Source organism: Stenotrophomonas sp. 05N37 (assembly GCF_056397365.1).
The window spans coordinates 126,391-152,239 of record NZ_JBFTNG010000003.1; the positions used below are offsets into that span (position 1 = coordinate 126,391).

Annotated in this window: 24 protein-coding genes; 16 read left to right on the plus strand and 8 right to left on the minus strand. The window is 69.3% G+C overall.

The window, feature by feature from the left end:
- Positions 1-10 precede the first annotated feature (10 nt).
- On the minus strand, positions 11-1,531 hold the full coding sequence (locus AC1DGC_RS11180; protein WP_478047877.1) for a tetratricopeptide repeat protein: 1,521 nt from the start codon (positions 1,529-1,531) through the stop codon (positions 11-13).
- A gap of 124 nt (positions 1,532-1,655) precedes the next feature.
- On the opposite strand from AC1DGC_RS11180, the gene AC1DGC_RS11185 reads away from it, so the two are divergent.
- Entirely contained in the window at positions 1,656-3,737 is a 2,082-nt protein-coding gene (locus AC1DGC_RS11185) for a gluconolaconase (protein ID WP_478047878.1), read from the plus strand.
- Here the strand turns inward: AC1DGC_RS11185 and AC1DGC_RS11190 are convergent.
- Positions 3,721-4,119, minus strand: a complete 399-nt coding sequence (locus AC1DGC_RS11190) for a YciI family protein (protein ID WP_478047879.1) — start codon at positions 4,117-4,119, stop codon at positions 3,721-3,723. The two genes, AC1DGC_RS11185 and AC1DGC_RS11190, sit on opposite strands and share 17 nt — an antisense overlap.
- A 214-nt stretch (positions 4,120-4,333) precedes the next feature.
- On the opposite strand from AC1DGC_RS11190, the gene AC1DGC_RS11195 reads away from it, so the two are divergent.
- From AC1DGC_RS11195 to AC1DGC_RS11230, 8 genes are all read left to right on the plus strand, one after another.
- Entirely contained in the window at positions 4,334-4,753 is a 420-nt protein-coding gene (locus tag AC1DGC_RS11195; protein WP_259207246.1) for a YciI family protein, read from the plus strand.
- 24 nt (positions 4,754-4,777) lie between these two features.
- Positions 4,778-5,200 (plus strand): VOC family protein, encoded by a 423-nt coding sequence (locus AC1DGC_RS11200; protein ID WP_478047880.1) that lies wholly within the window; start codon positions 4,778-4,780, stop codon positions 5,198-5,200.
- A 21-nt stretch (positions 5,201-5,221) separates the two neighbouring features.
- Positions 5,222-5,629, plus strand: a complete 408-nt coding sequence (locus tag AC1DGC_RS11205; RefSeq protein ID WP_259207243.1) for a VOC family protein — start codon at positions 5,222-5,224, stop codon at positions 5,627-5,629.
- Between the two features lie 61 nt (positions 5,630-5,690).
- A complete protein-coding gene (locus AC1DGC_RS11210; RefSeq protein WP_478047881.1) occupies positions 5,691-6,944 on the plus strand; it encodes an RNA polymerase sigma factor in 1,254 nt (417 codons plus the stop codon).
- A gap of 69 nt (positions 6,945-7,013) precedes the next feature.
- On the plus strand, positions 7,014-8,663 hold the full coding sequence (locus AC1DGC_RS11215; RefSeq protein ID WP_478047882.1) for a M28 family metallopeptidase: 1,650 nt from the start codon (positions 7,014-7,016) through the stop codon (positions 8,661-8,663).
- A 197-nt stretch (positions 8,664-8,860) separates the two neighbouring features.
- Positions 8,861-10,123 carry a sensor histidine kinase gene (locus AC1DGC_RS11220; RefSeq protein WP_478047883.1) on the plus strand — a complete coding sequence of 421 codons (1,263 nt, stop codon included), beginning with the start codon at positions 8,861-8,863 and terminating at the stop codon, positions 10,121-10,123.
- Positions 10,113-10,886: a LytR/AlgR family response regulator transcription factor gene (locus tag AC1DGC_RS11225; protein ID WP_394164276.1), complete on the plus strand. Its 774-nt coding sequence runs from the start codon at positions 10,113-10,115 to the stop codon at positions 10,884-10,886. The genes AC1DGC_RS11220 and AC1DGC_RS11225 overlap by 11 nt, the downstream gene beginning before the upstream one ends.
- A gap of 30 nt (positions 10,887-10,916) precedes the next feature.
- Positions 10,917-11,261 (plus strand): hypothetical protein, encoded by a 345-nt coding sequence (locus AC1DGC_RS11230; protein ID WP_394164275.1) that lies wholly within the window; start codon positions 10,917-10,919, stop codon positions 11,259-11,261.
- A 39-nt stretch (positions 11,262-11,300) separates the two neighbouring features.
- On the opposite strand, the gene AC1DGC_RS11235 is transcribed toward AC1DGC_RS11230, so the two are convergent.
- Positions 11,301-11,915: a hypothetical protein gene (locus AC1DGC_RS11235; protein ID WP_259207234.1), complete on the minus strand. Its 615-nt coding sequence runs from the start codon at positions 11,913-11,915 to the stop codon at positions 11,301-11,303.
- A 307-nt stretch (positions 11,916-12,222) separates the two neighbouring features.
- On the opposite strand from AC1DGC_RS11235, the gene AC1DGC_RS11240 reads away from it, so the two are divergent.
- Positions 12,223-13,143 carry an oxygenase MpaB family protein gene (locus AC1DGC_RS11240; protein ID WP_394164274.1) on the plus strand — a complete coding sequence of 307 codons (921 nt, stop codon included), beginning with the start codon at positions 12,223-12,225 and terminating at the stop codon, positions 13,141-13,143.
- Positions 13,144-13,652: 509 nt separating this feature from the next.
- On the opposite strand, the gene AC1DGC_RS11245 is transcribed toward AC1DGC_RS11240, so the two are convergent.
- Entirely contained in the window at positions 13,653-15,773 is a 2,121-nt protein-coding gene (locus AC1DGC_RS11245) for a M13 family metallopeptidase (protein WP_478047884.1), read from the minus strand.
- Positions 15,774-16,058: 285 nt separating this feature from the next.
- On the opposite strand from AC1DGC_RS11245, the gene AC1DGC_RS11250 reads away from it, so the two are divergent.
- Positions 16,059-19,010 (plus strand): bifunctional diguanylate cyclase/phosphodiesterase, encoded by a 2,952-nt coding sequence (locus AC1DGC_RS11250; protein WP_259207231.1) that lies wholly within the window; start codon positions 16,059-16,061, stop codon positions 19,008-19,010.
- A gap of 22 nt (positions 19,011-19,032) precedes the next feature.
- Here the strand turns inward: AC1DGC_RS11250 and AC1DGC_RS11255 are convergent, their stop codons facing one another.
- Positions 19,033-19,914 (minus strand): LysR family transcriptional regulator, encoded by an 882-nt coding sequence (locus tag AC1DGC_RS11255; RefSeq protein WP_478047885.1) that lies wholly within the window; start codon positions 19,912-19,914, stop codon positions 19,033-19,035.
- A gap of 96 nt (positions 19,915-20,010) precedes the next feature.
- Here AC1DGC_RS11255 and AC1DGC_RS11260 point away from each other — a divergent pair, with 96 nt between their 5' ends.
- The 4 genes from AC1DGC_RS11260 (at position 20,011) to AC1DGC_RS11275 (ending at position 23,651) form a co-directional block, all read left to right on the plus strand.
- Positions 20,011-20,421 (plus strand): DoxX family protein, encoded by a 411-nt coding sequence (locus tag AC1DGC_RS11260; protein WP_478047886.1) that lies wholly within the window; start codon positions 20,011-20,013, stop codon positions 20,419-20,421.
- 37 nt (positions 20,422-20,458) lie between these two features.
- The gene (locus tag AC1DGC_RS11265; RefSeq protein WP_478047887.1) at positions 20,459-21,253 is read left to right on the plus strand and encodes a dioxygenase family protein; all 795 of its coding nucleotides are present in this window, start codon (positions 20,459-20,461) and stop codon (positions 21,251-21,253) included.
- The gene (locus tag AC1DGC_RS11270; protein WP_478047888.1) at positions 21,250-21,900 is read left to right on the plus strand and encodes an alpha/beta hydrolase; all 651 of its coding nucleotides are present in this window, start codon (positions 21,250-21,252) and stop codon (positions 21,898-21,900) included. Before AC1DGC_RS11265 ends, AC1DGC_RS11270 begins: the two co-directional genes overlap by 4 nt.
- Positions 21,901-22,007: 107 nt before the next feature.
- Positions 22,008-23,651, plus strand: a complete 1,644-nt coding sequence (locus tag AC1DGC_RS11275) for a Na+/H+ antiporter (protein ID WP_259207221.1) — start codon at positions 22,008-22,010, stop codon at positions 23,649-23,651.
- A gap of 150 nt (positions 23,652-23,801) precedes the next feature.
- On the opposite strand, the gene AC1DGC_RS11280 is transcribed toward AC1DGC_RS11275, so the two are convergent.
- On the minus strand, positions 23,802-24,053 hold the full coding sequence (locus AC1DGC_RS11280) for a DUF3297 family protein (protein WP_259207218.1): 252 nt from the start codon (positions 24,051-24,053) through the stop codon (positions 23,802-23,804).
- Positions 24,054-24,191: 138 nt separating this feature from the next.
- Here AC1DGC_RS11280 and AC1DGC_RS11285 point away from each other — a divergent pair, with 138 nt between their 5' ends.
- Positions 24,192-24,734: a DUF6630 family protein gene (locus AC1DGC_RS11285; RefSeq protein WP_259207215.1), complete on the plus strand. Its 543-nt coding sequence runs from the start codon at positions 24,192-24,194 to the stop codon at positions 24,732-24,734.
- Positions 24,735-24,921: 187 nt separating this feature from the next.
- Here AC1DGC_RS11285 and AC1DGC_RS11290 read toward each other — a convergent pair whose 3' ends face one another.
- Both AC1DGC_RS11290 and AC1DGC_RS11295 read right to left on the minus strand, forming a co-directional pair.
- A complete protein-coding gene (locus AC1DGC_RS11290) occupies positions 24,922-25,197 on the minus strand; it encodes a DUF4031 domain-containing protein (RefSeq protein ID WP_259207213.1) in 276 nt (91 codons plus the stop codon).
- 14 nt (positions 25,198-25,211) lie between these two features.
- Positions 25,212-25,721 carry a hypothetical protein gene (locus tag AC1DGC_RS11295; RefSeq protein WP_478047889.1) on the minus strand — a complete coding sequence of 170 codons (510 nt, stop codon included), beginning with the start codon at positions 25,719-25,721 and terminating at the stop codon, positions 25,212-25,214.
- Positions 25,722-25,849 lie beyond the last annotated feature (128 nt).

Consider the following 25,849-nt stretch of genomic DNA (forward strand, 5'->3'; position numbering starts at 1 on the left):
CCGCTACGCCTCACCGCCAGGCGCTGCGACCGTAGATCGGCTGGGTTTCGATGCGGCCGACGGCCCGTGCCGCGGCCAGCACGTCCGCGCGCCGCAGCAGCTGTTGCCAGCGTCTGTCGTTGGCCACGTCGCCGGCCATCGGTGCCAGCATGCGGAAGTCCTGCATCAGCAGCAGGGCGTCCTGGCGGTGCGCCGTGGTCTGCAGGTCGGCGATCAACTGCCGCGCTGCATCGTCGATGCGGTCTTCAGTGAGCAGCACGTCCACGTAAGCGGCGCGGCCTTCGCCCTGGTTGGCCTGCAGCCAGGCGCGCGCCTGCGCCGAGCGGTCGGCATCGCCCAGGGTGCGGTAGGCACTGAAGCGGATCCACTGGCGCATGTACTCGCCGAACATCGGCGCAGGGTCCAGGCCGGCGATCGCCTCCAATGCGCGCTCGGGCTGCTCCCGTGCCAGGTACCAGCTGGCCAGGTAGAGCTGCAGCAGCGGGTTGCCGGGGGCCTCCGCCTCGCCAAGGCTCGCGGCCAGCAGCAGCGTGGCCTCCGCGGCGTCATCGCGGCCCAGGCGGTGTTCGGCCGTCGCGCGATGGCTCAGCACCCAGGCCGCGTAATCGGCGCCGACGAAGCTGCGCGGTGCGTTCGGCGCGGACAGGCGCGTGTACAGCGTCTCGCTGGTGGACAGCACCTGTTCGTGCTCGCCGATCAGCAGCAGGGTGTCGGTGAAGTCGGCGACGCGGTCACTGCGCTCGGGCCGCAGCAGTCCTTCCACCCGCAAGGCATCGGTGTAGCGGCGGGCGGAGTGCAGCGGATCGAAGCGTGGGTCGCGGCGGTCGACCACGGCGTCGAAGCGCTTGTCGGTGCGCAGGGCGACCACCTCCATCGGCGTATCGATGCGCGCCACGGTCGCGGCCAGGCGCTCGCGCTGGCCGGCGTCGGCCTGCAGCACGGCCAGCTGCAGCCACAGCGACGTCGGCTCGATGCCCTCGTCCTTCCAGTCGCGGTCGAACAATACCTGCAGCAGCTCGCGCCGTGCATCGGGCTGGTCCTGCAGCACGTCGACCAGCGCATGCGCCATCTGGATGTCGACGTCGCCCAGCATCGCATCGGACGCACGCAGTGCGCGGGTGATCAACCGGGTGCCTTCCAGCATGTCTTCCTGCCACAGCAGGAGGCGGCCCAGCACGTAGAGGGCGCGCGGGTCGTCCGGCGCCTGCTGCAGCGCCGCGTCCAGGTAGGTGCGGGCCTGCGCCGCCTGGCGTGCGTTGAAGGCGGTGCGCCCGGCGGTGATCAGGCCGTCCAGGCGCAGTGGCTCGGACAGCAGCGCGGTATCGGGATCGGCGAAGGCGCGTTCGAAGCCGAGCAGCGCGCCGACGCTGTCACCGCGTTCGGCCAGGGTGATGCTGTCCACGATGGCCGCCGCCGCGTCTTCCCGCAGGGTGCCGGTGGGTGCGGCAGGGCTGTCGGGGCCGGCCAGCGCCGGGGTAGCAGACAGCGCCAGCAGCAAACAGCCGGTGAGGCGATGGCGCAGGCTTGGCATGGATCATCCTTCCGTGGAGAGAACGACGATTGAACCCGGAACACCGGGGTGACACAAGCGCAAGGGGTTTGCACGCACACGGGCAACGTTTAAGGTCGTGGCCCGGATGCATGCAAGGAACGCAATGAAACGTTGGCAGTGGATGGTGGTGGCGGTGGTGGTGGCCACTGCGGCAGGGCTGGCGTGGACCTTCCTTCCCACGGCCGTGCAGGCGCCGGTGGCACGCGGCCCGGCACCGACCCCACTGGGCTGGCAGGCGCATATCGAGACCGCGGCCGGTGACGGCGTGGATGGCCTGCGCGACGGCGCCGGCGCGCAGGCACGCTTCGCCGACCCCTATGCGCTGGCCCTGGATGGCAACGGGGTTGCCTACATTGCCGACGCGGGCGACAACAACCGCATCCGCCGGCTGCATCCGGACGGGCGTGTGGACACGCTGGCCGGCACCGGCGAAGGCTGGCGCGATGGCCCTGCATTGCAGGCACAGTTCAACACGCCCTCGGGTATCGCCCTGGATGCGGCGGGCAACGTCTACGTGGCCGATACCGGCAACCATCGAATCCGCCGGATCGGCACCGACGGCAACGTGACCACCGTGGCCGGTGATGGCCAGCCGGGGTTCGCCGACGGCGCGGCCCTGCAGGCGCGCTTCGACGGGCCGATGGGCGTGGCCGTCGATGCGACCGGCCGCGTGTACGTGGCCGACACCTACAACGACCGTATCCGCGTGATCGAACCGGATGGCAACGTGCGTACGCTGGCCGGTGGCGACGCGCCGGGCAACGTGGACGGCATCGGCGCGGAAACACGGCTGGACACGCCGGTGGCGCTGGCGCTGGACGCGCACGGCAACCTGCTCATCGCCGACCTGTACAACGATGCGATCCGGCGCCTTTCCCCCGATGGCACGCTGCGCACCCAGGTGGTCGGCGGTGGGGTGCTCAGCGGGCCGCTCTCGGTGGCGGTCACCCACGATGACGTGCTGTACGTGGGCGACATCAACGGCAAGGTGGTGCAGGTGTCCCCGCAGGGCCATCAGGTGGCACTGGCCGGGGTAGCCCCGCAGCCGCGCTTTGCCCGCCCCAGCGGGGTGGCCCTGGACGCGCAGGGCGGGCTGTACCTGGCGGACGCGGCGGCCTACCGCATCCACCGGCTGCGTGCCGCCGCCGATGGCAGTGCGCCCGCACCGGCGGTGACCGGCCCGGCGCCGGACGCGCCCCTGCCGGCCACCGCAGGCCGTTGGCCACTGGCACCGCAGGACGGTTGGCATGAAGTGGTGGGCACGCTGGGCGAGGTGCGCGGCAACTTCAGCGGCGAGAGCCGCCACCACCTGCACGGCGGCTTCGACATCCGCGGTGATGTCGGCCAGCGCGTGCTGGCCGTCGCCGATGGCAAGGTCGACAGCGCGGCGGCGAGCTGGGCGGTGGGCGGGCAGGGCGAGGGCCTGGCGCTGGGGCGGCTGAAGTACATCCACATGCAGGTCGGGCGCGACCCACGCGGGCAGCCCTTCGACGCGCGCTGGCAGCCACTGCTGGACCTGGATGGCAAGCTGGAACGCATCCGCGTCCGTCGCGGCACCCGCTTCCGCGTGGGCGAACCGCTGGGCAGCATCAACCGCATGGCGCACGTGCACCTGAGCGTGGGTGCCAGTGGCTTCGAACGCAATGCCGTGGCGCTGGGCTTTACCGGCTATGCCGACCGCTTCGCCCCGCGCATCACCGCGGTGGAACTGCTGGACGACCTGGACCAGCCGATCAGGGCCGCCGCCGGCGGACGCGTGCCGGTGCCGCGCCAGGGGCCGGGCGTGCAGATCGTGGTGGAAGCGTGGGACCAGGTGGACCGCAACCTGCCGCGCCGGCGCCTGGGCGCCTACCAGGTGGGCTACCAGATCCTCGACGCGCAGGGCCAGCCGCTGCCGGGCTACGAGCAGCCGCGTTTCAACATCGTGTTCAACCGCATGCCGCCGGAAAACAGCGCCACCGTGGTGGCCTATGCGCCGGACAGCGGCATCACCGTGCACGGCAGCGCGGTCACCCGCTTCCGCTACCTGGTCAGCAACACCGTGCGCGACGGCGTGGTGGAGACCGGTCGCTGGCAGCCGGATGCGCTGCCGGCGGGCGACTACGTGATCCGCGCCAGTGTGCGCGACTACAGCGGCAACGAAGGCGTGGGCGCGCGCGAGCTGAAGATCACGTTGTTGCCGTAAGCGTGCGTTCCAGACCGACGCGCGCGCGCTCGGCCTGCATGTCGGCAAGGGGACGCACTTCGATGCTGCCGAAGCGCGACCACGGGAACTGCCGGGCGATGGCGAGCGCCTGCGCATGGTCGCGCGCGTTGATCAGGTTGAAGCCGGCCAGCAGTTCGTGGGTTTCGGCGAACGGGCCGTCGGTGACCCGGGCCTGGCCCTGGCGGGTGCGCAGCGTACGCGCGCTGTCCACCGGCGCCAGTTGCTGGGCCAACACCAGCGTGCCATCCGCCTGCAGTGCGTCGGCGTGCTGCAGGCAGTCGCGCATCAGGCGGTCGTATTCCTCGGCGGGCAGGGCCTGCAGCAGGCCTTCATCGATGTAGATCAGCAGCAGGAATTGCATGGCCGAACGCTCCGGGGACGGGGCGATCATCATGCCCCAGGCGCCGCAGCGACGGTGTTGCAGCGCGACAGGACTTACCTGTTCAGGCTGTCGGCCCGGCGCGCCCACCGCATCGCCGGAATATTTTTTGCGCCGGTGTGTCGATTTCCGGGCCCGTGCAACGTTGTACTCCATGAAGGGCCCGGGTCCCGGGCCTGTCCGGCAGGAGACAACGATGAAAGTGATGGTCCTGGTCAAGGCGACCGAGGAAACCGAGGCCGGCCTGATGCCGACCGAGCAGGAAATCCGCGCCATGGGCGCCTACAACGAACAGCTGGTGCAGGCCGGGATCATGCTGGCGGGCGAGGGCCTGCACCCGACCTCGCGCGCCCGTCGCGTGGCCTTCGGCAGCGAGCCGCCACGGGTGATCGACGGCCCGTTCGCCGAGACCCGCGAGCTGGTCTGCGGGTTCTGGCTCTGGCAGGTGCGGTCGCTGGACGAGGCCACCGAATGGCTCAAGCGCGCCCCGTTCGCCCCCGGCGATGTGGTCGAACTGCGCCCGATCCTCAGTCCCGAGGATTTCGGCGCCGCCTTCACCCCGGAACTACAGGCGCAGGAACAGCGTCTGCGCGAGCAGATCGGCGCCGCCGACTGACCCATTTCTCCCTGGAGCACACCCATGAAACTGATTCCGTTCCTTGGCTTCAACGGCAAGACCCACGAGGCGATGGCCTTCTACGCGCAGGTCCTCGGCGGCAAGGTCACCTCGGAGATGAAGTACCGCGACATGCCGCCCATGGAGGGCGCCGAGGGCTGCGGCGAGATGCCGCCGGAGACGCTCGACCACGTGGCCCACAGCCAGCTGGAGGTGGATGGCGCGATCCTGATGGCCGCCGATGGCCCATCCAGCGGTGGCGAGAACAGCACCACCATCAACATCGATGTGGACACGGTGGAAGAGGCCGAGCGCGTGTTCAAGGCCTTGGCCGACGGCGGCGAGGTGAAGATGCCGATCGGCGAGACGTTCTGGGCGCATCGCTGGGGCTTCCTGATCGACCGTTACGGCAAGCCGTGGATGGTCAACTGCATGAAACAGCCCTGAGTCCCGCCAAGGAACGACACCATGACCGCACCCCTGCAGATGATCTTCGTCAACCTTCCCGTGCGCGACCTGGAGGCCTCCAAGGCCTTCTTCGCGGCGCTGGGTTACGCCTTCAACCCCACCTTCACCAATGAGAATGCGGCCTGCATGATCATCAGCGACAGCATCTTCGTCATGCTGCTGGTGGAGCCCTTCTTCAGCGGATTCACGCCCAAGCCGATCAGCGATGCACGCAGCAGCACCGAGGTGATCACCTGCCTGTCGGCGGAGAGTCGTAACGCGGTCGACGCGCTGGTGGACGCGGCGCTCACGGCCGGGGCGAGCGAACCGATGCCGGCGCGCGACTACGGGTTCATGTACCAGCGCGGCTTCCAGGACCTGGATGGCCACCTGTGGGAAATCGCGCACATGGATGGCGAGCCGGGATAAGGCCTACGCGGGCGATGGCGGCGGACTTGTGCCAGGCCGCCGCCGATGCTCTGATCCGCGCATGGACACCGCGCTTTCGCAACGACTGGACACGCTCTGGCGGATGGAATCGCCGGCCCTGATCGCACGCCTGGCGCGGATGCTGCGCGGCGATGTAGGACGTGCCGAAGAACTGGCCCAGGACACCTGGCTGGCCGCGCTGGAGCGTTGGCCCGCGCACGGCATCCCGGACAACCCCGGAGCGTGGCTGATGACCACCGCGCGCAACCGTGCCATCGACGTGCTGCGCCAGCACCAGCGCGTGGCCGGCCAGCATGCGCTGCACGGCAGTGCGCTGGAACCGCTGCCGCTGCCCGCGCCGGACGACAGCGCAGTGCTGGAAGACGACATCGGCGATGACCTGCTGCGGCTGATGTTCGTGGCCTGCCACCCGGTGCTGGCGGCCGATGCGCGCGTGGCACTCACCCTGCGCCTGCTTGGCGGGCTGACCACCGACGAGATCGCGCGTGCCTTCCTGGCCCCGGAACCCACCATCGCCCAGCGCATCGTGCGCGCCAAGCGCACGCTGGCGCAGAAGAACGTGCCGTTTGAAGTGCCGCGCCAGGCTGCCCTGCCGGAGCGGCTGGCCTCGGTGCTGGAGGTGGTCTACCTGATCTTCAACGAGGGCTACGCGGCCAGTGCCGGCGATGACTGGATGCGCCCGGCGTTATGCGACGAGGCATTGCGGCTGGGCCGCGTGCTGGCCCATCGCCTGCCGACCTGGCCACAGGTACAGGGCCTGCTGGCGCTGATGGAACTGCAGGCCTCGCGGCTTGCCGCGCGCACCGATGCCGGTGGTGCCCCGATCCTGTTACCCGACCAGGACCGCGCGCGGTGGGACTGGCTGCAGATCGCGCGCGGCCAGGCGGCACTGCAGCAGGCGGTGGCGCTGGGGGGAGGCGATGATCCCTACGTGCTGCAGGCCGCCATCGCCGAGTGCCACGCGCGTGCGCGCCGCAGCGCGGACACCGACTGGACGCGGATGGCGACGTTGTACGCGCGGCTTGCCGAACGGCAACCGTCGCCGGTGGTCGAGCTCAACCGCGCCGTCGCGGTGTCGCGGGCGCAGGGCGCAGCGGCGGCCTGGCCGCTGGTCGAGCGGTTGGGTGCCGATGCCCGCCTGCGCGACTACGCGCCACTGGCGGCGGTGCAGGGCGACCTGTTGGCCCAATTGGGGCGGCCCGAGCAGGCACGGGCCGCATTCGAACGTGCCGCCGCGCTGACCGCCAACGGCCGCGAGAAGGCCCTGCTGCTGGCGCGCGCGGCGGCCGTGTAGAGCGGCACTGCACCGGGCGACGGCGCTGGCCTACACTCGTACGATTGTCGGTCAGTCATGAGGTGCAGCGTGAAGCGTGTGGTAATCAGCCTGTTGGCGTTGTCGGTGTCGTCGGCCTTGATGGCCGCCACCCCCAAATTCGATGGCGCGCGGATCTCCGCCGACGTCAAGGAGCTGGCCTCCGACGCCTACGAGGGGCGCTCGCCGGCCACCGCCGGCGAAGAAAAGACCATCGCCTTCCTGAGCCGGCAGTTCGCCGCGGCGGGCCTGCAGCCGGGTGGCGACCTCAAGGACGGCAAGCGCCTGTGGACCCAGGCCGTGCCGCTGCTCAAGGGCGATATCGTCGGCACGCCGAGCCTGTCGCTGACCAGCAAGGGCACGCCGCAGGCGCTGAGCCAGGGCAAGGAAATCGCCGTGCGCGCCGCGATGAACGGTGCCAGCGAGGTGGACATCAGGAACGCGCCGCTGGTGTTCCTCGGCTATGGCGTCAAGGCCGGCGAGCGCAACTGGGACGACTTCAAGGGCGTGGACCTGAAGGGCAAGATCGCCGTCGTGCTGATCAACGACCCCGACTTCGAGAGCGGCCAGGGCGACTTCGACGGCAAGGGCATGACCTATTACGGGCGCTGGACCTACAAGTACGAAGAAGGCGCGCGCCAGGGCGCGCTCGGCGTGCTGATCGTGCACGAGACCGCCCCGGCCTCCTACGGCTGGGCCACGGTGGCCGGTTCCAACACCAACACCATGTTCGATGTGGTCCGCGACAAGCCCGCCGAGGCCCACCCACTGCTGGAGGGCTGGATCCAGCGTGACCTGGCGGTGGACCTGTTCAAGCGCGCGGGGCTGGATTTCGAGGCGCTCAAGGCGCAGGCCCAGCGCCGCGATTTCAAGCCGGTCGAGCTCAAGGGCGAGACCTTCTCGGCCAAATACGCGGTCAAGACCGAGGTGATCACCTCGCACAACGTGGCCGCGCGCCTGGAAGGCAGCCGGCATCCGGACGAGACCGTGGTGTACAGCGCGCACTGGGACCACATCGGCGTGGGCAAGCCCGACGCCACCGGCGACACCATCTTCAACGGCGCGCTGGACAACGCCAGCGGCACCGCCTCGCTGGTCGAACTGGCCCGCGGCTTTGCCAAGGGCAAGCGCCCGGAGCGGTCGGTGCTGTTCCTGGCGGTCACCGCCGAGGAGAAGGGCCTGCTCGGCTCGGAGTACTACGCCAGCCATCCGCTGTACCCGCTGAGCAAGACCGTGGCGGTGATCAACATGGACGGCATGGCGCCGTTCGGCCCGTCGCGCGACTTCGGCATCTACGGGTCGGCCAAGCTGGAACTGCTGGACCAGCTCAAGGACGTGGCCAAGGGCTGGGACATCCGCTACACCCCGGACCCGAAGCCGGAAGCCGGCCTGTTCTTCCGCTCGGACCACTTCCCGTTCGCCAAGCGCGGCGTGCCGGCGGTGTCGTACTCGGCCGGGCAGGACTGGGTGGACGGCGGCGTGGCCGCGGGCAAGGCCGCCTCGGATGACTACACCGCCAAGCGCTACCACCAGCAGGGCGACCAGTGGCAGCCGGACTGGACCTTCGCCGGTGCCTCGCGCGACCTGGAAGTGCTGTACACGCTGGGCAACCAGTTGGCCAACGCGCGGGCCTGGCCGAACTGGAGCAATGATTCCCAGTTCCGCGCCCCGCGCGATGCCAGCGCCGCCGAGCGCAACTGACCTACTGCCCCGCCGGTGCCGCCGGCGGGGCGCGCGGCCCCCCGGCGCGGGGCCGGTGCCCCCGCCGCAGCCATCGACACGGGTGCGGCCGGCCGCTGGCCGGCTTCATCCCCGCATTCCCCGCCTTCGTCGCATGCCGCTTGTTCCCGCTGGCGGCAGGGCTATGCTCGCCTCACTCCCTATGTGAAGACGCCGCCGTGTTCGCCAGCCTCGCTCTGATTCTCCGCATCCTGTTGGCCTGGGCCGCCGCCATCGTCGTGGCCGGCTTCGTCTGGAGTGGCATCTTCAGCGGCATGGACGACGGCCCCGGTTGGGTCTTCGGGCTGCTGGCGATGTTCCTGGTGGTCACCGCGATCGGCAGCTGCATCACCCATATCCGCCGGGTCTGGTTGATCGCCGGTCGCCTGGACGGCACCACCCTGTCCAGCCGGCAGCGCCGCCAGATCGAACTGCCGATGGACGCCGGCCCGGCGTTTGCGCTGGTGGAAAAAGCCATCGCCGAACTGCCCCGCGTGGAAAACATCGAAAGTGCCGCCGGCAGCCTGCAGGTGCGGGCCTGCGTGCGCCGCGTGGACCCCTACAACGGCCGCCCGCCATCGCGCTGGAACCTGCCGGCACGGCTGGCGATCCGCCACAACAGCGTGCTGGCCACGGTGACCCCGGGGCAGGGCACCAGCAGTGTCACCCTGCTGTTCGAGCCGGACGCCGGGGTCTGGGCCGACCTGCTGGCGGTGGACGAGGGCAGCAACCATGAAAACGCCGAAGCGGTCACCCGCGCGATCACCCGCCGTGTGTCCGAGCAGCGCCGCGACGAGCAGGCCGCCGCCGAACAGACCGCGACCGAAAAAGAACTCTCGGTGGCCAAGCTCAACCTGCTGCACGCCCAGGTGGAACCGCACTTCCTCTACAACACCCTGGCCAACGCACAGGTGCTGACCCGCACCGACCCGCCGCGTGCCGACCAGATGCTGGGCCACCTCATCCAGTACCTGCGCAGCTCGCTGCCCAGTGTCGACGAGTCGATGTCCACCCTGGGCGTGGAACTGGAACGCACCCAGGCCTACCTGGAAATCCTGAAGATCCGCATGGGGGCGCGGCTGGCGCTGCAGGTGGACGTGCCGCCGGCGCTGCTCGGGCTGCCACTGCCGTCGATGGCCCTGCAGACCCTGGTGGAGAATGCGATCAAGCACGGGCTGGAACCCAAGCCCGGTGGCGGCACGGTGTGGATCATCGCGCGCGCCTTCGATGACCATGTCACCCTCACCGTGGCCGACGACGGCCTTGGCTTCGGCCAGGGCGGCAGCAGCGGTACCGGCATCGGCCTGAAGAACCTGCGCGAGCGCCTGCGCCTGACCTGCGGCGAGCGCGCCGGCGTGGCCATCGTGTCCAACTTCCCCAGCGGCGTGGCCGCCACCATCACCCTGCCGCGCGATGCGCGCGAGGCCATCCATGCAGCTTGATGCCCTGATCGCCGAAGACGAAGACCTGCTGCGCCAGTCGCTGGTCGCCCAGTTGCAGCGGCTGTGGCCGGAACTGCGCCTGGTGGCCGAGTGCGAAGACGGCGCCTGCGCGCTGGAAAAGCTGGCCGAACTGAAACCGGACCTGGCCTTCCTGGACATCCGCATGCCCGGCATCACCGGCATCGACGTGGCCCGCGCGCTGCCGGAGATCAGCCCACGCACCCAGGTGGTGTTCGTCACCGCCTACGACCAGTACGCGATCGATGCGTTCGAGCAGGGCGCGATGGACTACCTGCTCAAGCCGGTCAGCGACGAGCGCCTGCTGGCCACCCGTGAGCGGATCCTGGCGCGCCTGCAGCAGGGCCGGCCGGACAGCGCCATGCTCGAACAGCTGCTGCAGCGCCTCGGCCAGGGCGGCGCAGCGGCCGCGGGCACGCCCCCGCTGGCGTGGATCACCGCCAGCAACGGCCGCGACACCCAACTGATCATGCTGGAGGACGTGCTGTACTTCCGCGCCGACAGCAAGTACACCACGGTGGTGACCGAGCAGGGCGAAAGCCTGCTGCGCACGCCCCTGCGCGAACTGCTGGAGGTGCTCGATCCGCAGCGCTTCCGCCAGGTGCACCGTTCCACCATCGTCAACATGAAGGCGGTGGCCGCCGTCAGCCGCGACGACAGCGGGCGCGGCCAGCTCAAGCTCAAGCACCGTGCCGAGGTGCTGAGCGTCAGCCAGCCGTTCATGAGCCTGTTCCGCGGTATGTGATTCCCCGTCCATCGCAACGTTGGAGCGACCATGCGCCACCTCCCGATCCTGTGCGTCATGCTGCTGGCCCTGGCCGGTTGCGAGCAGTCCAGCAATACCTCGGTCACGCGCGTGCGCGCCAATGGCGTGGACACGCTGTACAGCACCTCCACGGTGGTGGACGGGGTGGCGCAGTTCGCCTGTATCGCCAGCAGCAGCGGCCAGTGCCACTACCTGGTGCTGGCACCGGGCTGCAAGGCCGATGCGGCCTGCGCACAGCCGCCCGTGCGGCGCCTGTCGGTGGCGGTGGGCAAGACCGAACGGGTGCCGGACCTGCCCAAGGGCTTCGGCCAATGCGTGAGCGAGCAGCCCAAAGAACAATGCCACCGTGAGTGATCACGGTGGCATTGTGGCTCCCCCCGCTTTCCGGGATGGTCAGAAGGCTGGTTGCAGGTGCAGGTCGCCGCGGCTGTCCTGATCGCCGACGTGGTTGAGCTGGCCGACCAGTTCGGAGTGCTGCTTCATGCGGCCGATCTCGCGCATGATGCGGATGTCCTCATGGCGCAGCTCGCGACGGGCGGTGACGGCCTGCTTGTAGTCGAGCACTTCGGGGTAATGCTGGGCCATGTCCAGCGCCTCGGCGACGCACTCCACGCTGTCAGCGTCGGAGGTGATCCGGGCACGGCTGTTGAAGGCCTTCATCCAGCGCTCGAAGCCGGCGGTATGGTCGAACATGTTGGCCATGAACCAGATCACGAACAGGATCGAGATCCACGAGCCGAACACGATCACCACGCGGGTGAAGGTGATATGGAAGTCGTCTTTCCAGAGGTAGTTGCTGATCAGCCCGAGGATCAGCAGGGACGACGCCTGCCAGCCCACGATCGAGGCCATCAGCCATTGGCCCTTGGCCTTGGCCAGCACATCCACTTCCTCGCGGATCTGCTGCTCGCTCTTGTTACGCCAATGCGCGACCTGTTTTTCGAACGGACTCCCGTAGAGCTCGTTGTCCTGCAACAGCAAACCCAAACCCTTGAACAAAGCGATCATGACGTGCTCCTTCTGGAACGTGCGACAGCGCATTGGACGAACTTGAGGCGGATTCAGTTCTAGCACTTCCAGCGGGCCGTGCAATGGGGGCGGTGCGAAGCCGCCGCGCCCGGTTTTCTGAATGGGCGGGCGGTGCTGCAGCGCGTCATTGCGCCTGCGGCCTGCGACAAGATGTCGCAGGAAAAAACATGCTGCGGCCGCACATGAAACCGGCGCTGAGCACGCAGGCTCGCTGGCGACCCCGGGATCGGCCAGAATCGTGGCCGACCGCGCAGGCTGCGGTCGTTTCCCACCGATTGGACCCCCTGTGAGGCCGCCGTTGCTGCACCGTCTTTCCCGCCCGATCACCGCGCCGATCCGGCGCTGGGTCCTGGGCGCCTTCCCGCGTGGCCAGAGTGGTATCGATTACGACCAGCCGCTGGGCGATCCCGGCTGGTTCGGCCCGCACAGCGCAACCTGGCGGGTGCACTCGGAGTTTCCGGGGATGCTGGCCGGTGGCCTGTGCGCGTTGATGCTGCAGACCCTGCATCCGCTGGCGCTGGCCGGGGTGTACGACCATTCCAACTTCCGCGAGGACCTGGTCGGGCGGCTGCGCCGGACCACGGCATTCGTGGCCGGCACCAGCTATGCGCCGACCGGCGAGGTGGAGGCACTGGTGACCAAGGTCAGGCGTATTCATGCGCGGGTACGCGGTCAATTGCCCGATGGGCGCGTGTACGCGGCCGATGATCCGGCACTGCTGACGTGGGTGCATGTCACCGAGGCCTATGGCTTCCTGCAGGGCTGCCGGCGCTATTGCCGCGACGTGCCGGTGGCGGTCGCGGACCAGTACTACGGCGAGTACAAGCGGGTGGCCGAGGCGCTGGGCGCCACGGAGGTGCCGGCCACCGAAGCGGAGGTGGACGCCTACTTTGCCCGGCAGCTGCCGCAGTTGAGCTTCGATGCGCGCTCGCGCGAGGTGTTGGGGGTGTTGTCGGGCATCCGCCTGCCGGTGCCGATGGCGGGGTTGTCGCGCGAGCTGTTCCTGGGGGCGGGGGCAGCCCTGGTCCCGGACTGGGCCGCGGCGATGCTCGAGCGCACGCCCCTGCAACGCGCGCAGGCACGCACATCCGCCCACGTGCTGCGCGCGATGGCGCCGTTGTTCCGGCGCGCACTGCAGGATGGCCTGGCCACGCGCGCGTGCACGCGGATGGGCGTGCCGGTGAGCGTGTTGGGCGAGTGGGGGTGAGGCATAAAAGCCTTCTGCCCTGCCCACCAGGGGCAGGGCGGGGGGGCTCGCGGGGCACGCCGAAAATCCCGCTCCGCGGCCCGGCCCAGACGCTGGGCTGGGCGTCAGTCGCATGAAGAACACATAGCGAAGAAGCACAAAGCGAAGAAGCACAAAGCGAAGAAGTGGATAGGCGCAGTTTGAGACTCACAGTCCAATGCAGGGCTGCGTGGTGATAGCGCATCGGCTGTTTCGTTGCGCACCGGCACACTGTCAAAGGGTGGGTACGGGTGGGAGTGCGGGACCGTCATGCGCCATGGATGGCGCATGTCGAGCCCCCAGGGATGGGTTCACGGCGTGTCCCGCACTCCCACCCGTACCCGCCCCAGCCAGCAAAGCCCGGCACTCGCCGCTGTTGCTGTTGCTGTCGCTCTGGCTTCTGCGCTTCACTGCAGAAACCCACAGCAGCAAAAAAAACGAGCGCCGAAGCGCCCGTTTTTCTGCATCTCATCGCAACGCGATAAAACCCCTCACCACACCTTGACCCGCTTGTCCGGCGCCAGATACAGCTTCTGGCCTTCCTTCACCTCGAACGCCGGGTACCACGCGTCCAGATTGCGCACCGTCAGCGCGCGGAACTGGCCCGGCGCGTGCACGTTGGTCAGCAGCGAATTGCGCAGCGCCTGCTCGCGCGCCTTGCTGCGCCACGCCTGCGCGAAGCCCAGGAAGAAGCGCTGGTCCGGCGTGAAGCCCTCCAGCGTCTGCCCCGGCTTGCCCTGCAGCGACAACTGGTAGGCATCGTAGGCCGTCGCCAGGCCCGCCACGTCGGCGATGTTTTCACCCAGCGTCAGCCGCCCATTCACCGACACCCCCGGGAACGGCTGGTAGCTGCTGAACTGCGCGGCCAGCGCATCGCCGGCGGCGTTGAACTTCTTCAGATCGTCCGCCGTCCACCAGTTGTGCAGCTTGCCCGTCTCATCGAACAGCGCACCGGCATTATCGAACCCATGGCTGATCTCATGGCCGATCACCGCACCGATCGCACCGTAGTTGACCGCATCGTCGGCCGCACCATCGAAGAACGGCGGCTGCAGGATCGCGGCCGGGAACACCAGGCGGTTCTCCAGCGGCACGTTCATCGCGTTGATCGTCTGCGGCAGCATCGCCCACTCGCTGTGGTCCACCGGCTGGCCGAGCTTGGCGATATTGCGCTGGTACTCGAACTGCTCGGCGCGCGCCGCGTTGCCCAGCGCATCGTCGCGCTTGATCTCAAGGCCCGTGTAGTCGCGCCACTTGTCCGGGTAGCCCATGCCCACCGTCAGCCCGGCCACCTTGGCCTTGGCATGCGCCTTGGTCTGCGGCGACATCCAGTCCAGCGCATCGATGCGCTTGGCGAAGGCGGCGATGATGTTCCTGGCCATCTCATCGGCGCGGGCCTTGGTGGCCGGGTCGAAGTGGCGCTCCACGTACAGCTTGCCGATCGCCTCGCCCACCGCGTGGTTGCTGTCATCCACCGCACGCTTCCAGCGCTCGCTCTGCTGCGGCGTGCCGTTGAGGGTGGTGCCGTGGAAGGCGAAGCGCGCGTCGGCGAACGCCTTGGGCAGGTACGGTGCAGCGCGGTCCAGCGCGTGGAAGGCCAGGTAGTCCTTCCACACCTCCAGCGGCTCGGTGGCCACCAGGCGCGAGATCCCGGCCACCGCCTTGGGCTGCCACACGATGAAGTCCTGCTGCTCGCCCAGCTTGGCCCCGGCCAGGAAGGCGGCCCAGTCCATGCCCGGCGCCTTGGCGCTCAGGTCGGCCTGCCTCCAGGCGTTGGCGCCCTTGGCCACATCGTTGGTTTCTTCCTGGGTGGCATGCGCCTGCGCGATCTTGGTCTCCAGGGCCAGGATGCGCTGCGCCTTGGCCGCCGGATCGGCCACCCCGGCCAGCTGCAGCACCTGCGCGATGTAGGCCTGGTACTGCTTGCGCAGCTCGGCCATGCGCCCGCCCTGCAGGTAGAAGTCACGGTCCGGCAGGCCCAGGCCGCCCTGCACCAGGTACGGCGCGTTGCGGTCCGGCTGCAGCAGGTCCACCGACACCCACACCCCGAACAGGCGGTCGGTGTAGAAGTTGGTCGCATTCAGCAGATCCACGTCGGCGCGCAGGGTGCCGCCCAGGGTGGTCGCCAGCGCGGCCTTGTCGGCAATCCCGCCGATCGCGTCCAGCTCCGGCTTGACCGCCGCCACGCCGCGCGACTCGATCCCGGCCTCGTCCATGAAGGCGGCGTAGTAATCGCCGATCAGCTTGGCCTCGCCGGTAGCCTTGGTATCGGCCGCGGCGCCTTCCAGGATGGCGCGCGTATCGGCCAGGGTCTTCTCGGAAATGACGTTGAAGCTGCCATAGCTGGAACGGTCGGCCGGAATCTCGGTGTTCTTCACCCAGGTGCCGTTGGCGAAGCCGAAGAAGTCGTCACCGGCGGCGACGCTGCGGTCCATCCCGGCGGCATCGAAGCCGAAGCTGCCCAGCTGCGGTTTGGGCGCGGCCGGGGCGGCGGCGGCCTTGTCCGGGGTGGTCGCCGCCGGGGCGGCCGGCTCGCGGTCGCAGGCGCTCAGGCCCAGCGACAGGCTGGCGGCAATGGCAAGCATCAGGGTGGGGCGGCGCAGCTTGGACATGGACTTCTCAGGCAACGGGAAAACCCCAAGTCTAATCCTCCCCGCCGGGCTTGTTACCCCCGCCACCGCAGGCCAGGGCCGCAACCGCCCGATCCGGCAACGCCGGCCCTTCCCGTGTCGCGCGCGCTGGTGCATGCTGGCCGCACAGGATTCCGCCCCGGCCGGCCGACCGTATGTTTGTTGCCGCCGGGACATCAAGAATCCCAGGCTTCGGCCGCTCAGGTTTGGGGAAACCAGGAAGCGTTTACGCATGAAGTCAGCCCATTGCAGCGGGAGAGGTCGTCGATGCCCGCGTTGAAGCACGCATTGGCGCGGCCGCTGCGTACGCTCGTGTGGCTGGGCGCCAGCCTGGGCGTACTGCTGGCGATCGGCCTGGCGATGATGCTGGCCAGCGATTACCAGCGCCGCCAGGAAGCCGCGCAGCGCCAGAGTTCGGCGCTGGCCGCCGGCTCGCAGCGCCTGTTGCGGCTGGAGCTGCGCAACCTCGAACGGGCCATGCTGGGCATTGCCGAGGACGGCGCGCTGCTGTTCGAGCGCGTCCCCGGCCAGGCCCCGGACCTGCTCGACGACGCGATCAGCGGCGTGCTGCAGCGCCATGCCGAGCTGGACAGCATCGTGGTGGTGGACCAGTACGGGCGCGCACTGACCAGTGGCAGCGGCGATCTGTACCTGCCGCTGTGGGCGGTCGATGCCAACCGCGGCATCGAGAGCCGGCTGTACCTGGGGCCGCCGCAGCAGCGCAACGCGCAGCGCTGGGTGCTGCCGCTGGCGCTGCGCATGGGCGACGACCGCTGGCTGCTGAGCCGGCTGCATACCAGCGAACTGCAGTCGATCATCGGCGGCCTGGATACCGGGCAGCACGGGGTCATCTCGATCACCGATTCGCAGGGGTATGTGCTGGCGCGCAGCCCGGACACCGTCGGGCTCACCGGCCAACGCTTCCACCTCGGCAGGCGCGACATGCTGCGCCGCGACGCGGTGACCCCGCTGGGCATCGAAACCAGCACCATCGACAACGTCGAGCGCATTTCCACCCTGACCACGCTGGGCCAGTATCCGATCGCGGTGTACGCCGGGCTGGGCCGCGAAGACGTGCTGGCGCCGTGGTGGCCCTACCTGCACGCCTCCGTGGTGCTGTACCTGCTGTACTGGGGCGTGTTCGCGCTGGTGTACGTCAGCCTGCGCCGCGCCACCCGCAGCCAGGATGCGCTGACCGAGGAGCTGCGCACCCACCACGCCGAACTGCTGATGGCGCACCAGGTGGGCAAGGTCTGCACCTGGTACGTGGACGAGGATGCCTCGCTGCTGCGCTGGTCGTCCCTGGCGCGCGAGATCTTCGGCATCGACATCGAAAGCCTGCCGGTGGCCGCGTTCTTCGCCCGGGTGCATCGCGAGGATGCCGAGCGCATGCAGCTGGCCTTCGACAATGCCTTCGCCGGCAACGGCGTGCTGGATGAAATGTTCCGCGTGGTCCTTCCCGGCGGTGCGGTGCGCTGGGTCTCGGCACGCGGCCAGCGCGTAGCGGTGGTGGACCGCCAGCGGCGCATGATCGGCGCGCTCACCGACGTCAGCGAGCGCGTCCAGGCGCTGGCCCGGGTGCAGCAGGCCGAGCGCCAGTTCCGCCTGCTGTTCGACCGCAACCCGGCGCCGTTCTGGGTGTTCGACCCGGACACGCTGCGCTTCATGGAGGTCAACGAGGCCGCGGTGCAGCAGTACGGCTACAGCCGCGATGAGTTCCTCTCGATGAGCATCCTCGACATCCGCCCGCGCGAAGGCTGGGACGAGATCCGCGGGGCGATCTCGCGGGCCACGCTGGGCGATCCGCAGGATGCGCAGGTGCGCATGCACCGGCGCAAGGACGGCACCCTGTTCGAAGTGCGCGCGCACCTGTCACGGCTGGATTTCGACGGGCGCCAGGCCTGCCTGGTGCTGGCCGAGGACATCAGCGACCGGCTCGCCTACGAGCGCGACCTGGCCTACCACGCCACCCACAACCCGGCCACCGGCCTGCTCAACACGCGCGCGCTGGCCGCGCAGCTGGACGAGGAGGGCGGCAGTTACACCATCGCCTACGTCCAGTTCCGCGGGCTGCAGCTGGTGGCCGATACGCTCGGCCGTGAAGTGGGCGAGGTGGTGCTGCAGGCGATGGCCAAGCGCCTGGGCGGGCTCGGCACGCGCTATGGCCTGCTCGCGTTCCAGCCGGCGGAGGATTTCATCTTCGCCATCCGCGACGACCACGAGCGCCAGACCGCGCTGGATACGCTGGTGCAGACCGTGTCCGAGCCGGTGCGCGGGCAGGACTGGCTGCACCAGTTCGAGCCGCGGATCGGCGTGGCGGTGAAGTTCGATGGCGACAACGTGCCGGCCGAACAGGTGATCGGCATGGCCGCGCAGGCCGCGCATGCCGCGCGCGACGAAGGCAGCGTGATCGCCTGGTTCGACAACACGGTCACCTCGCGCCTGGCCGAGCGGCTGCGCCTGGCCGGGCGCATCCACAGTGCGATCGACAGCGAATTCGAGCTGTACTTCCAGCCGATCTGCCATGCCAGCGATGGCACGCCGGCGGCGCTGGAGGCCTTGCTGCGCTGGCCGCAGGCCGATGGCAGCTTCATTCCGCCGGGCGAGTTCATCCAGTTGTGCGAGGACACCGGGCTGATCCTGGCGCTGGGCCGCTGGGTGATCCGGGCGGCGGCGCAGGCACAGCGGCAACTGGCCGATGCCGGCTGGGCGCTGCCGATCGCGGTCAACGTGTCGGCCGTGCAGTTCTTCAACAGCGACCTGGTGGCCGAGTTCGCCCGTGCCAGCCAGGAATTCGGGCTGGAACGCGGCGCGCTGCACGTGGAGCTCACCGAGAGCAGCCTGATGCGCAAGCCGGCCCAGGCCAAGCAGACCATGCAGCGCCTGCACGAGCAGGGCGTGTGCATTTCGCTGGATGATTTCGGCACCGGCTACTCGAACATGTCCTACCTGCAGCACCTGCCGCTGGACATCCTGAAGATCGATCGCTGCTTCGTGGCCGACGTGGAAACCAACCCGCGCAATGCCTCGATCTGCCGCGCCCTGCTGTCGTTGGGCCACAGCATGGGCCTGACCGTGATCGCCGAAGGCGTGGAAACGCCGGGCCAGCACCAGTGGCTGGCCGCGCACGGCTGCGACCAGGTGCAGGGCTACCTGCTGGGGCGGCCCGCGCCGCTGGCGAAGGTGATCGCGCGGCTGGAAACCGCCGACGCCACCTGAGGCCCGTCGCCGGCGGCCGCCGTCAGCCCAGCGCGTCCACCAGGTAGTCGATGAAGCTGCGCACCTTCGGCGCCAGGTGGCTGCGGCTGGTGTAGACGGCGAAGATGCCGATCGGGGCCACGTCCCACTCCGGCAGCAGGCGTTCCAGCCGGCCCTCGGCCAGCGCGTCGCCGACCAGGAAATCCGGCTGCAGGATGATGCCCATGCCAGCCAGTGCCGCTTCGCGCAGTACGTCGCCGTTGTTGGCGCGCAGGCCGCCGTGCACGGCCACCGTGACCTCGCCGCCCGGACCGCGCAGCGGCCAGCCGTCGCCGCCACCCCAGTAGCTGTAGCCCAGGCATTCGTGCGCGGCCAGGTCTTCCGGGCGCTGCGGCCGGCCGTGCAGGTCCAGGTAGGCCGGCGCGGCGCACAGGGTGATGTGGGTGTCGGCCAGCTTGCGTGCGATCAGGGCGGGGTTGGGCTGGCGGGTGATCCGGATGGCCACGTCGTAACCTTCCTCCACCATGTCCACCAGCCGGTCGGACAGCGACACCTCCAGCGTCACCTGCGGGTAGCGCGCCCGGTAGCCGGCCAGCAGCGGGCCGAGCCGGGCGATCCCGTAGCTGACCGGCGCGTTGACCCGCAGCACCCCGGAGGGCTCCAGTGCCTGGGCGCCGATGCTGGCCTCCAGCGCATCGAACTGGGCCAGCAACTGCACGCACTGCGCGTAATAGGCCGCGCCGGTACTGGTCGGGCTGACCCGACGCGTGGTGCGGTTGAGCAGGCGCGTGGACAGGCGCTTTTCCAGCGCGGCGATCTGCCGGGTCACCCCCGCCGTGGACATGTCCAGGGCCTGCGCGGCGGCGCTGAAGCCGTTGCGCTCGACCACGGCCACGAAAACCCGCATCGCCTCGAGAGTGTCCATTATTTCGAATCCGGTAATAAACAGCGTCGGGTGATCGTATTTATCGCCACGGCAGCGCGCAATAAGCTGATCCCATCCTAGTCCGCGAGGTGTTCCATGCAAACGACCCCCGTCCCTGCGCCCGCGCTTGCCGCGTTCGGTCCGACCCTGCTGCGTTGGGGCCTGGGCACGCTGTTCCTGGTCCACGGCCTGACCAAGCTGCTGGTATTCACCCCGGCCGGCACGGCGGCCTATTTCCAGTCGCTGGGCCTGCCCGCTGCGCTTGGTTACCTGACCATCGCGCTGGAACTGACCCTGGCCGCGGCCCTGCTGCTCGGCATCTACGCGCGCTGGGTCGGGCTGGTGGGCGTGCCGTTGTTGCTGGGCACCATCGTCAGCGTGCACGGCGCCCATGGCTTCAGCTTCGCCAATGCCGGCGGCGGTTGGGAATACCCCGCGTTCTGGGCGCTCGCGCTGCTGGTGCTGTTCTGCATCGGCGATGGCAAGTGGACGCTTGCCTCGCGCTGAGCGCCGCCTTTTCGATGCCCCCCTCATGGAGCCTGTGATGTCCCGTCTGCCTTCGTTGTACATCTCCCATGGATCGCCGATGACCGCGCTCAACCCGGGCCTGGTCGGTGAACGCCTGGCGGCGCTGGCGGCGCAGTTGCCGCGTCCGCGCGCCATCGTGATGGCGTCGGCGCACTGGCTCACCCACCAGCCGGCCGTGGGTGGCCACCCGCGGCCGCCCACCATCCACGACTTCGGCGGTTTCCCGCAGGCGCTGTTCGACCTGCAGTACCCGGCGCCGGGCGAGCCTGCCCTGGCCGCTGACATCGCCGCGCGCCTGGACGCTGCCGGGCTGCGCAGCGCCATCGACGCGCGGCGTGGCCTGGACCACGGCGCCTGGGTGCCGCTGCGCTTCCTGTACCCGCAGGCCGACATCCCGGTGGTGCCGCTGGCCATCCAGCCGCTGCTGGGGCCGGCCCACCAGTTCGCGCTGGGCCGTGCGCTGGCGCCGCTGCGCGAGCAGGGCGTGCTGCTGGTCGGCTCGGGCAGCATCACCCACAACCTGCACGACTGGGGCAGCTACCAGGACGGCAAGGACGCGCCCTACGTGCGGCCCTTCATCGACTGGGTGGAGCAGCGCCTGCAGGCCGACGACAGTGCCGCGTTGCTGGATTACCGGGCGCGCGCACCGCATGCGGTGCAGGCCCATCCCACCGACGAGCACCTGCAGCCGCTGCACTTTGCGATGGGCGCGGCCGGTGGCGACGCGCTGGGTGCGCAGCGCATCGACGCGGGCATCGACGCCGGGTTCCTGGCGATGGACATCTATCGCTTCGACGGCGCCGCGGCATGAGCGCGCTGCATGCCGTGGTGCGGCCGGCCACCGGCGCGGCGCAGGGGCTGGTGGTGCTGTTGCATGGCGTGGGCAGCAACGAGCGTTCGCTGCTCGGGCTTGCACAGGGGCTGGACCCGCGCCTGCAGGTGGCGCTGCCGCGCGCGCCGCTGGCGTTCGGGCCGGATGCGTTCGGCTGGTTCAGCGTGCGGTTCGGCGCGCAGGGGCCGGTGATCGATCCCGGCCAGGCCGAGGCCAGCCGGCAGTTGCTGATCGACTACGTGCGCCGGCTGCAGGCGCAACAGGGCGTGGATGCCGCGCACACGCTGGTGGCCGGTTTCAGCCAGGGCGGCATCATGAGTGCCGGCGTGGCCCTCACCGCACCGCGGGTGGCGCAGCGGTTTGCGGTCCTCTCCGGCCGCATCCTGCCCGAGATCGCCGCGCACATTCCGGCCGACATCGCCGCGCACGGCGTGCAGGGATTGATCCTGCATGGAAAACAGGACAGCAAGCTGCCGTTCGCGCTGGCCACCGCGGCATCGGCGCGGCTGCAGGCGCTGGGCGTGGCGCATGCGTTGCACGGCTACCCGGCCGATCACACGCTGACCCCGGCGATGCAGGCCGATTTCCACGCCTGGAGCGCACGCCAGCTGCTGGCGGCGGCGTGATCCGGCGCGTTCCCGGCATTCGCGTGGGCGGGAGGGTGTGGTAGTTTTTTTGCAGTTTCCGGCGCCGGCTGCCTGCAGCCTCCCCTCGCGCCGCCACTGGAAAATGCATGCATACCATTGAAGTCGTACTGGCGATGCTGGTGGCCGTGGTGGCCAGCGGCTACCTGGTCCGGGTGTTGCCCCTGTCCTTGCCGCTGCCGCTGGTGCAGATCGGGCTTGGCGCGGTGATTGCCGGGGTGTTCAACCGTGGCCACGCACTCGAGCCGGAGATGTTCTTCCTGCTGTTCCTGCCGCCGCTGCTGTTCCTCGATGGTTGGCGCATCCCCAAGCAAGGCCTGTTCCGCGACAAGGGCGTGATCCTGGAGCTGGCGTTCGGGCTGGTGGTGTTCACCGTGATCGGCGCCGGCTTCCTGATCCACTGGATGATTCCGGTGATGCCGCTGGCGGTGGCCTTCGCGCTGGCCGCGATCATCTCCCCGACCGACCCGGTCGCGGTGAGTTCGATCGCCTCGCGCGCCCCCATCCCCAAGCGGTTGATGCACATCCTGGAGGGCGAGTCGTTGTTGAACGATGCCTCCGGCCTGGTCTGTTTCCGCTTCGCGGTGGCGGCCGTGATGACCGGCAGTTTCTCGCTGGCCACCGCCTCGATGACCTTCCTGTGGGTAGCCCTGGCCGGCCTGGCGATCGGCGTGGCGGTCACCTTGGGCGTGTCCACCTTCCAGCGCTGGCTGTGGCGGCGCTTCGGCGAAGAACCGGGCGCGGCGCTGCTGGTCAACCTGCTGATCCCGTTCGCGGCCTACCTGCTGGCCGAAGAAGCCAATGCCTCGGGCATCCTCTCGGCGGTGGCCGCCGGCATCACCATGAGCTACGTCGAACTGACCGGCCGCGTGTCGGGCAGCATGCGCGTGCAGCGCGCGGCGGTGTGGGGGATGCTGCAGTTCAGCTTCAACGGCATCATGTTCGTGCTGCTCGGCGAACAGCTGCCGGGCATCGTCGACCGCGCGATCACCACCGTCAGCGAGAGCGGGCACCACAGCGCGTGGTGGCTGCTGGTGTACGTGGTGGTGATCAACCTGGCGCTGGTGCTGCTGCGCCTGGCCTGGGTGTGGCTGTCGCTGCGCTGGAGCGTGCTGCGCGCACGCCATCGCGGCGAGGTCCGGCAAGGCACCTCGTGGCGGATCGTGGTGGCCACCTCGGTGGCCGGCGTACGCGGCGCGATCACCCTGGCCGGCGTGCTCACGCTGCCGTTGTTCCTGCCCGATGGCAGCGCGTTCCCCGCACGCGACCTGGTGATCTTCCTGGCGGCGGCGGTGATCCTGTTCTCGCTGGTGGGGGCAAGCGTTGCCCTGCCGCGCCTGCTCAAGGGGCTGGAATTGCCGGCCGATTCGGGCGAACGCAAGGCCGAGGACCTGGCCCGGCGGCTGGCCTCCAAGGCGGCACTGGCCGGGGTGGAGCGCATGCGCCAGCAGCTGGTGCAGAACCAGACCACCGAGAACGTGCAGCTGTACAACGACGCCGCCTCGCGGGTGAGCCTGCTGTACCAGCGCAATCTTGAAAAGGACGATGGCCCGGATGCGGACCCGGAGAAGGTGCAGCGCATGGAACAGGGCTATCGCCAGCTGCGCGGGGCCGGGCTCACCGCCGAACGCGAGGAGCTGTTCCGGCTGACCCGGCGCGGCACGATTTCCGACGAGGTCTCGCGCAAGCTGATCCGCAACCTGGACCTGCTGGAAACGCGCCAGCGCGATTGAAATTACGCCCGCGTCCGCGCCTGGACCGCGTACAGCCACCCCACGGGTGGCTGCGTTCCGGGCCGGGCATGCGCCGGGCATCCGGCATCGCGCCAGTCGCCCGGCATCGCGGCAGCCACCCATGGGGTGGCGCCACGCAGGGGCCTTGGATCAGGCGTCCGGCTTCTGGTCCAGGTAATACGCCACCACGGTGCCCTTGATCTTGATGGTCATCGGGTTGCCACGGCGGTCGCGGGCCTTGCCGGCCTGCACGCGGATCCAGCCTTCGCTGACCGAATATTCTTCGACGTTGTCGCGCTCGACCTCGTTGAAGCGGATGCCGACCCCGCGCTCCAGGGCGGCGGCGTCATGGAAGGGGCTGGTCGGGTTGATCGCCAGGTGGTCGGGAGGGGTATCGCTCATGGTCAGTCAGTTGTGATGGCCAACACGGCCATCTTCCAGGCGCACAGGATAAACCGCGGCGCGCCCGGCGCCGAATTTCGCTTCCTGACAACGCCGCTGCACGGCAGAATGCCCGCCTGCCTCAAGGAACTACCCGCCATGCCTGACAACAGCGACTATTTCGACTTCGAAGAAGACGAGCGCGATTTCGACGAAGACGATTTCGAGGCGCGGATCTGGAATCTGTTCGTGTTGATCAACCCCGGCGACGAGGAGCTGGGCCTGCAGCAGTTCAACCGCTGGCGCGAGGCGGTGCTGGAGGCGGGCGAGGAGATCGACGAGGACGCCGACTGGCTGCCGCCGCTGATGGCGGCGATCGCCTGGCAGTCCGGTTTCGAGGTGGATCGCGGCGATGCCGATGCCCTGATGTCGGCGGTCAACGAGCTGTCCGCGCGCTGGAACCTGCAGCTGGACTGGGGCGGCGACCTCGACGACGAGGACTTCGCGGCCCGCGTCGATGCGCCGGTGCTGATGGCGACCGCCTACGACCGCCTGCGCGAGCACAACTATTCGCTGTGGAGCGTGGACACCGGCAACGGTGGCCTGGCCGGGTGGATGGCGCTCAGCCGTGACGACGACGCCATGCTGGCGCTGTGCTCGCTGCTGGGCGTGGAAGTGCGGCCGGGCAGCGACCCGTTCTGAAGACGCCACCGGTAGCGCCGACCGTTGGTCGGCGGCTCCGGGCATCCGGCGGCCACGACCCCTGACTGCAGGTGCCGGCCAACGGCCGGCAGGCAGCGTGCGCTGACAGGTTGATGAGGTTGCCGGCCAACGGCCGGCAGGCAGCGTGCGCTGACAGGTTGCTGAGGTTGCCGGCCAACGGCCGGCACTACGTTTGGTATTGCGTGCGCGCGTTGGCGATGACCGCTTTGACCAGCGCCCGATCGGTGTGGCGCGAAATGGCGTGCGCGCCCAGTGCGATCGCCTGCGCACGCAGCGGCGCGGGCACGTCGTAGTGGGCCCCACTGGGGCGGTTCTGGAACGCCCGCCGGGGAATCCCGAGCTGCGCCGCCATGGCGTGCAGCTCGGGCAGGGTGTCGGCCATCAGATGCGCCCAGCGCTCGCCGCGCCAGGGGTGGACCGCATCGTCGATATAGACCGTCACCGGGTGGCCGTGGCTCAGGCCTGCGGCTTGTCGTCGCTGGCGGCCGGCGTGGCGTCGGCAGCGACCGCGGCCTCGGCCGGCTCCACGACCTGCGCGTCTTCGGCGGTGGCATCGGCGTCGCCTTCGTCGCCGTCCTCACCTTCCACGCCCTCGAACTCGGACACCAACTGGGCCAGGTATTCGTCGGCGGTCTTGCCTTCGTCGGCGGCAAGGTCATCGATCAGCTGCTGCAGCTGGGTCGAGTATTCCAGGTTGACCTTGCGGCCTTCCTTCTCCTGCACGTTGGACAGGTGCTTGAGCATGGCCAGCATCGGCACCGGGTTGTCGGCGTTGCCCATGGTCTGGCCGCCGATGGCCAGCAGCCATTCGGTGCCCTGCAGGCCGATCGCGGCCACGACCTGGCCCTCTTCGTTGGTCAGCACGGCATGGTTCTGCACCGGCTGCTGGGCGTTGAGGCGGTTGATCGGGCGCTTGGGCTGCAGCTTCTTGCGCTTGTCGCGCTTGGCCTTGGACTGCTTGGACATGGTGGCGTCTATCTACACAGGGAAAGACCGCCATTGTAATGGGGGTTGGCCATTGCCGTCGGCACGGGTGGCAATGGGGCGGTCGCGGCCAGGGTCGCCTCGACGAAGCGGGGGAACGACGGCCGCGG

Bases quoted from the DNA above. Each gene is read 5' to 3' on its own strand.
- AC1DGC_RS11180 (WP_478047877.1), bottom strand. From the start codon at position 1,531: ATGCCAAGCCTGCGCCATCGCCTCACCGGCTGTTTGCTGCTGGCGCTG.
- AC1DGC_RS11185 (WP_478047878.1), top strand. From the start codon at position 1,656: ATGAAACGTTGGCAGTGGATGGTGGTGGCGGTGGTGGTGGCCACTGCG.
- AC1DGC_RS11190 (WP_478047879.1), bottom strand. From the start codon at position 4,119: ATGCAATTCCTGCTGCTGATCTACATCGATGAAGGCCTGCTGCAGGCC.
- AC1DGC_RS11195 (WP_259207246.1), top strand. From the start codon at position 4,334: ATGAAAGTGATGGTCCTGGTCAAGGCGACCGAGGAAACCGAGGCCGGC.
- AC1DGC_RS11200 (WP_478047880.1), top strand. From the start codon at position 4,778: ATGAAACTGATTCCGTTCCTTGGCTTCAACGGCAAGACCCACGAGGCG.
- AC1DGC_RS11205 (WP_259207243.1), top strand. From the start codon at position 5,222: ATGACCGCACCCCTGCAGATGATCTTCGTCAACCTTCCCGTGCGCGAC.
- AC1DGC_RS11210 (WP_478047881.1), top strand. From the start codon at position 5,691: ATGGACACCGCGCTTTCGCAACGACTGGACACGCTCTGGCGGATGGAA.
- AC1DGC_RS11225 (WP_394164276.1), top strand. From the start codon at position 10,113: ATGCAGCTTGATGCCCTGATCGCCGAAGACGAAGACCTGCTGCGCCAG.
- AC1DGC_RS11230 (WP_394164275.1), top strand. From the start codon at position 10,917: ATGCGCCACCTCCCGATCCTGTGCGTCATGCTGCTGGCCCTGGCCGGT.
- AC1DGC_RS11235 (WP_259207234.1), bottom strand. From the start codon at position 11,915: ATGATCGCTTTGTTCAAGGGTTTGGGTTTGCTGTTGCAGGACAACGAG.
- AC1DGC_RS11245 (WP_478047884.1), bottom strand. From the start codon at position 15,773: ATGTCCAAGCTGCGCCGCCCCACCCTGATGCTTGCCATTGCCGCCAGC.
- AC1DGC_RS11250 (WP_259207231.1), top strand. From the start codon at position 16,059: ATGCCCGCGTTGAAGCACGCATTGGCGCGGCCGCTGCGTACGCTCGTG.
- AC1DGC_RS11255 (WP_478047885.1), bottom strand. From the start codon at position 19,914: ATGGACACTCTCGAGGCGATGCGGGTTTTCGTGGCCGTGGTCGAGCGC.
- AC1DGC_RS11260 (WP_478047886.1), top strand. From the start codon at position 20,011: ATGCAAACGACCCCCGTCCCTGCGCCCGCGCTTGCCGCGTTCGGTCCG.
- AC1DGC_RS11265 (WP_478047887.1), top strand. From the start codon at position 20,459: ATGTCCCGTCTGCCTTCGTTGTACATCTCCCATGGATCGCCGATGACC.
- AC1DGC_RS11270 (WP_478047888.1), top strand. From the start codon at position 21,250: ATGAGCGCGCTGCATGCCGTGGTGCGGCCGGCCACCGGCGCGGCGCAG.
- AC1DGC_RS11275 (WP_259207221.1), top strand. From the start codon at position 22,008: ATGCATACCATTGAAGTCGTACTGGCGATGCTGGTGGCCGTGGTGGCC.
- AC1DGC_RS11280 (WP_259207218.1), bottom strand. From the start codon at position 24,053: ATGAGCGATACCCCTCCCGACCACCTGGCGATCAACCCGACCAGCCCC.
- AC1DGC_RS11285 (WP_259207215.1), top strand. From the start codon at position 24,192: ATGCCTGACAACAGCGACTATTTCGACTTCGAAGAAGACGAGCGCGAT.
- AC1DGC_RS11295 (WP_478047889.1), bottom strand. From the start codon at position 25,721: ATGTCCAAGCAGTCCAAGGCCAAGCGCGACAAGCGCAAGAAGCTGCAG.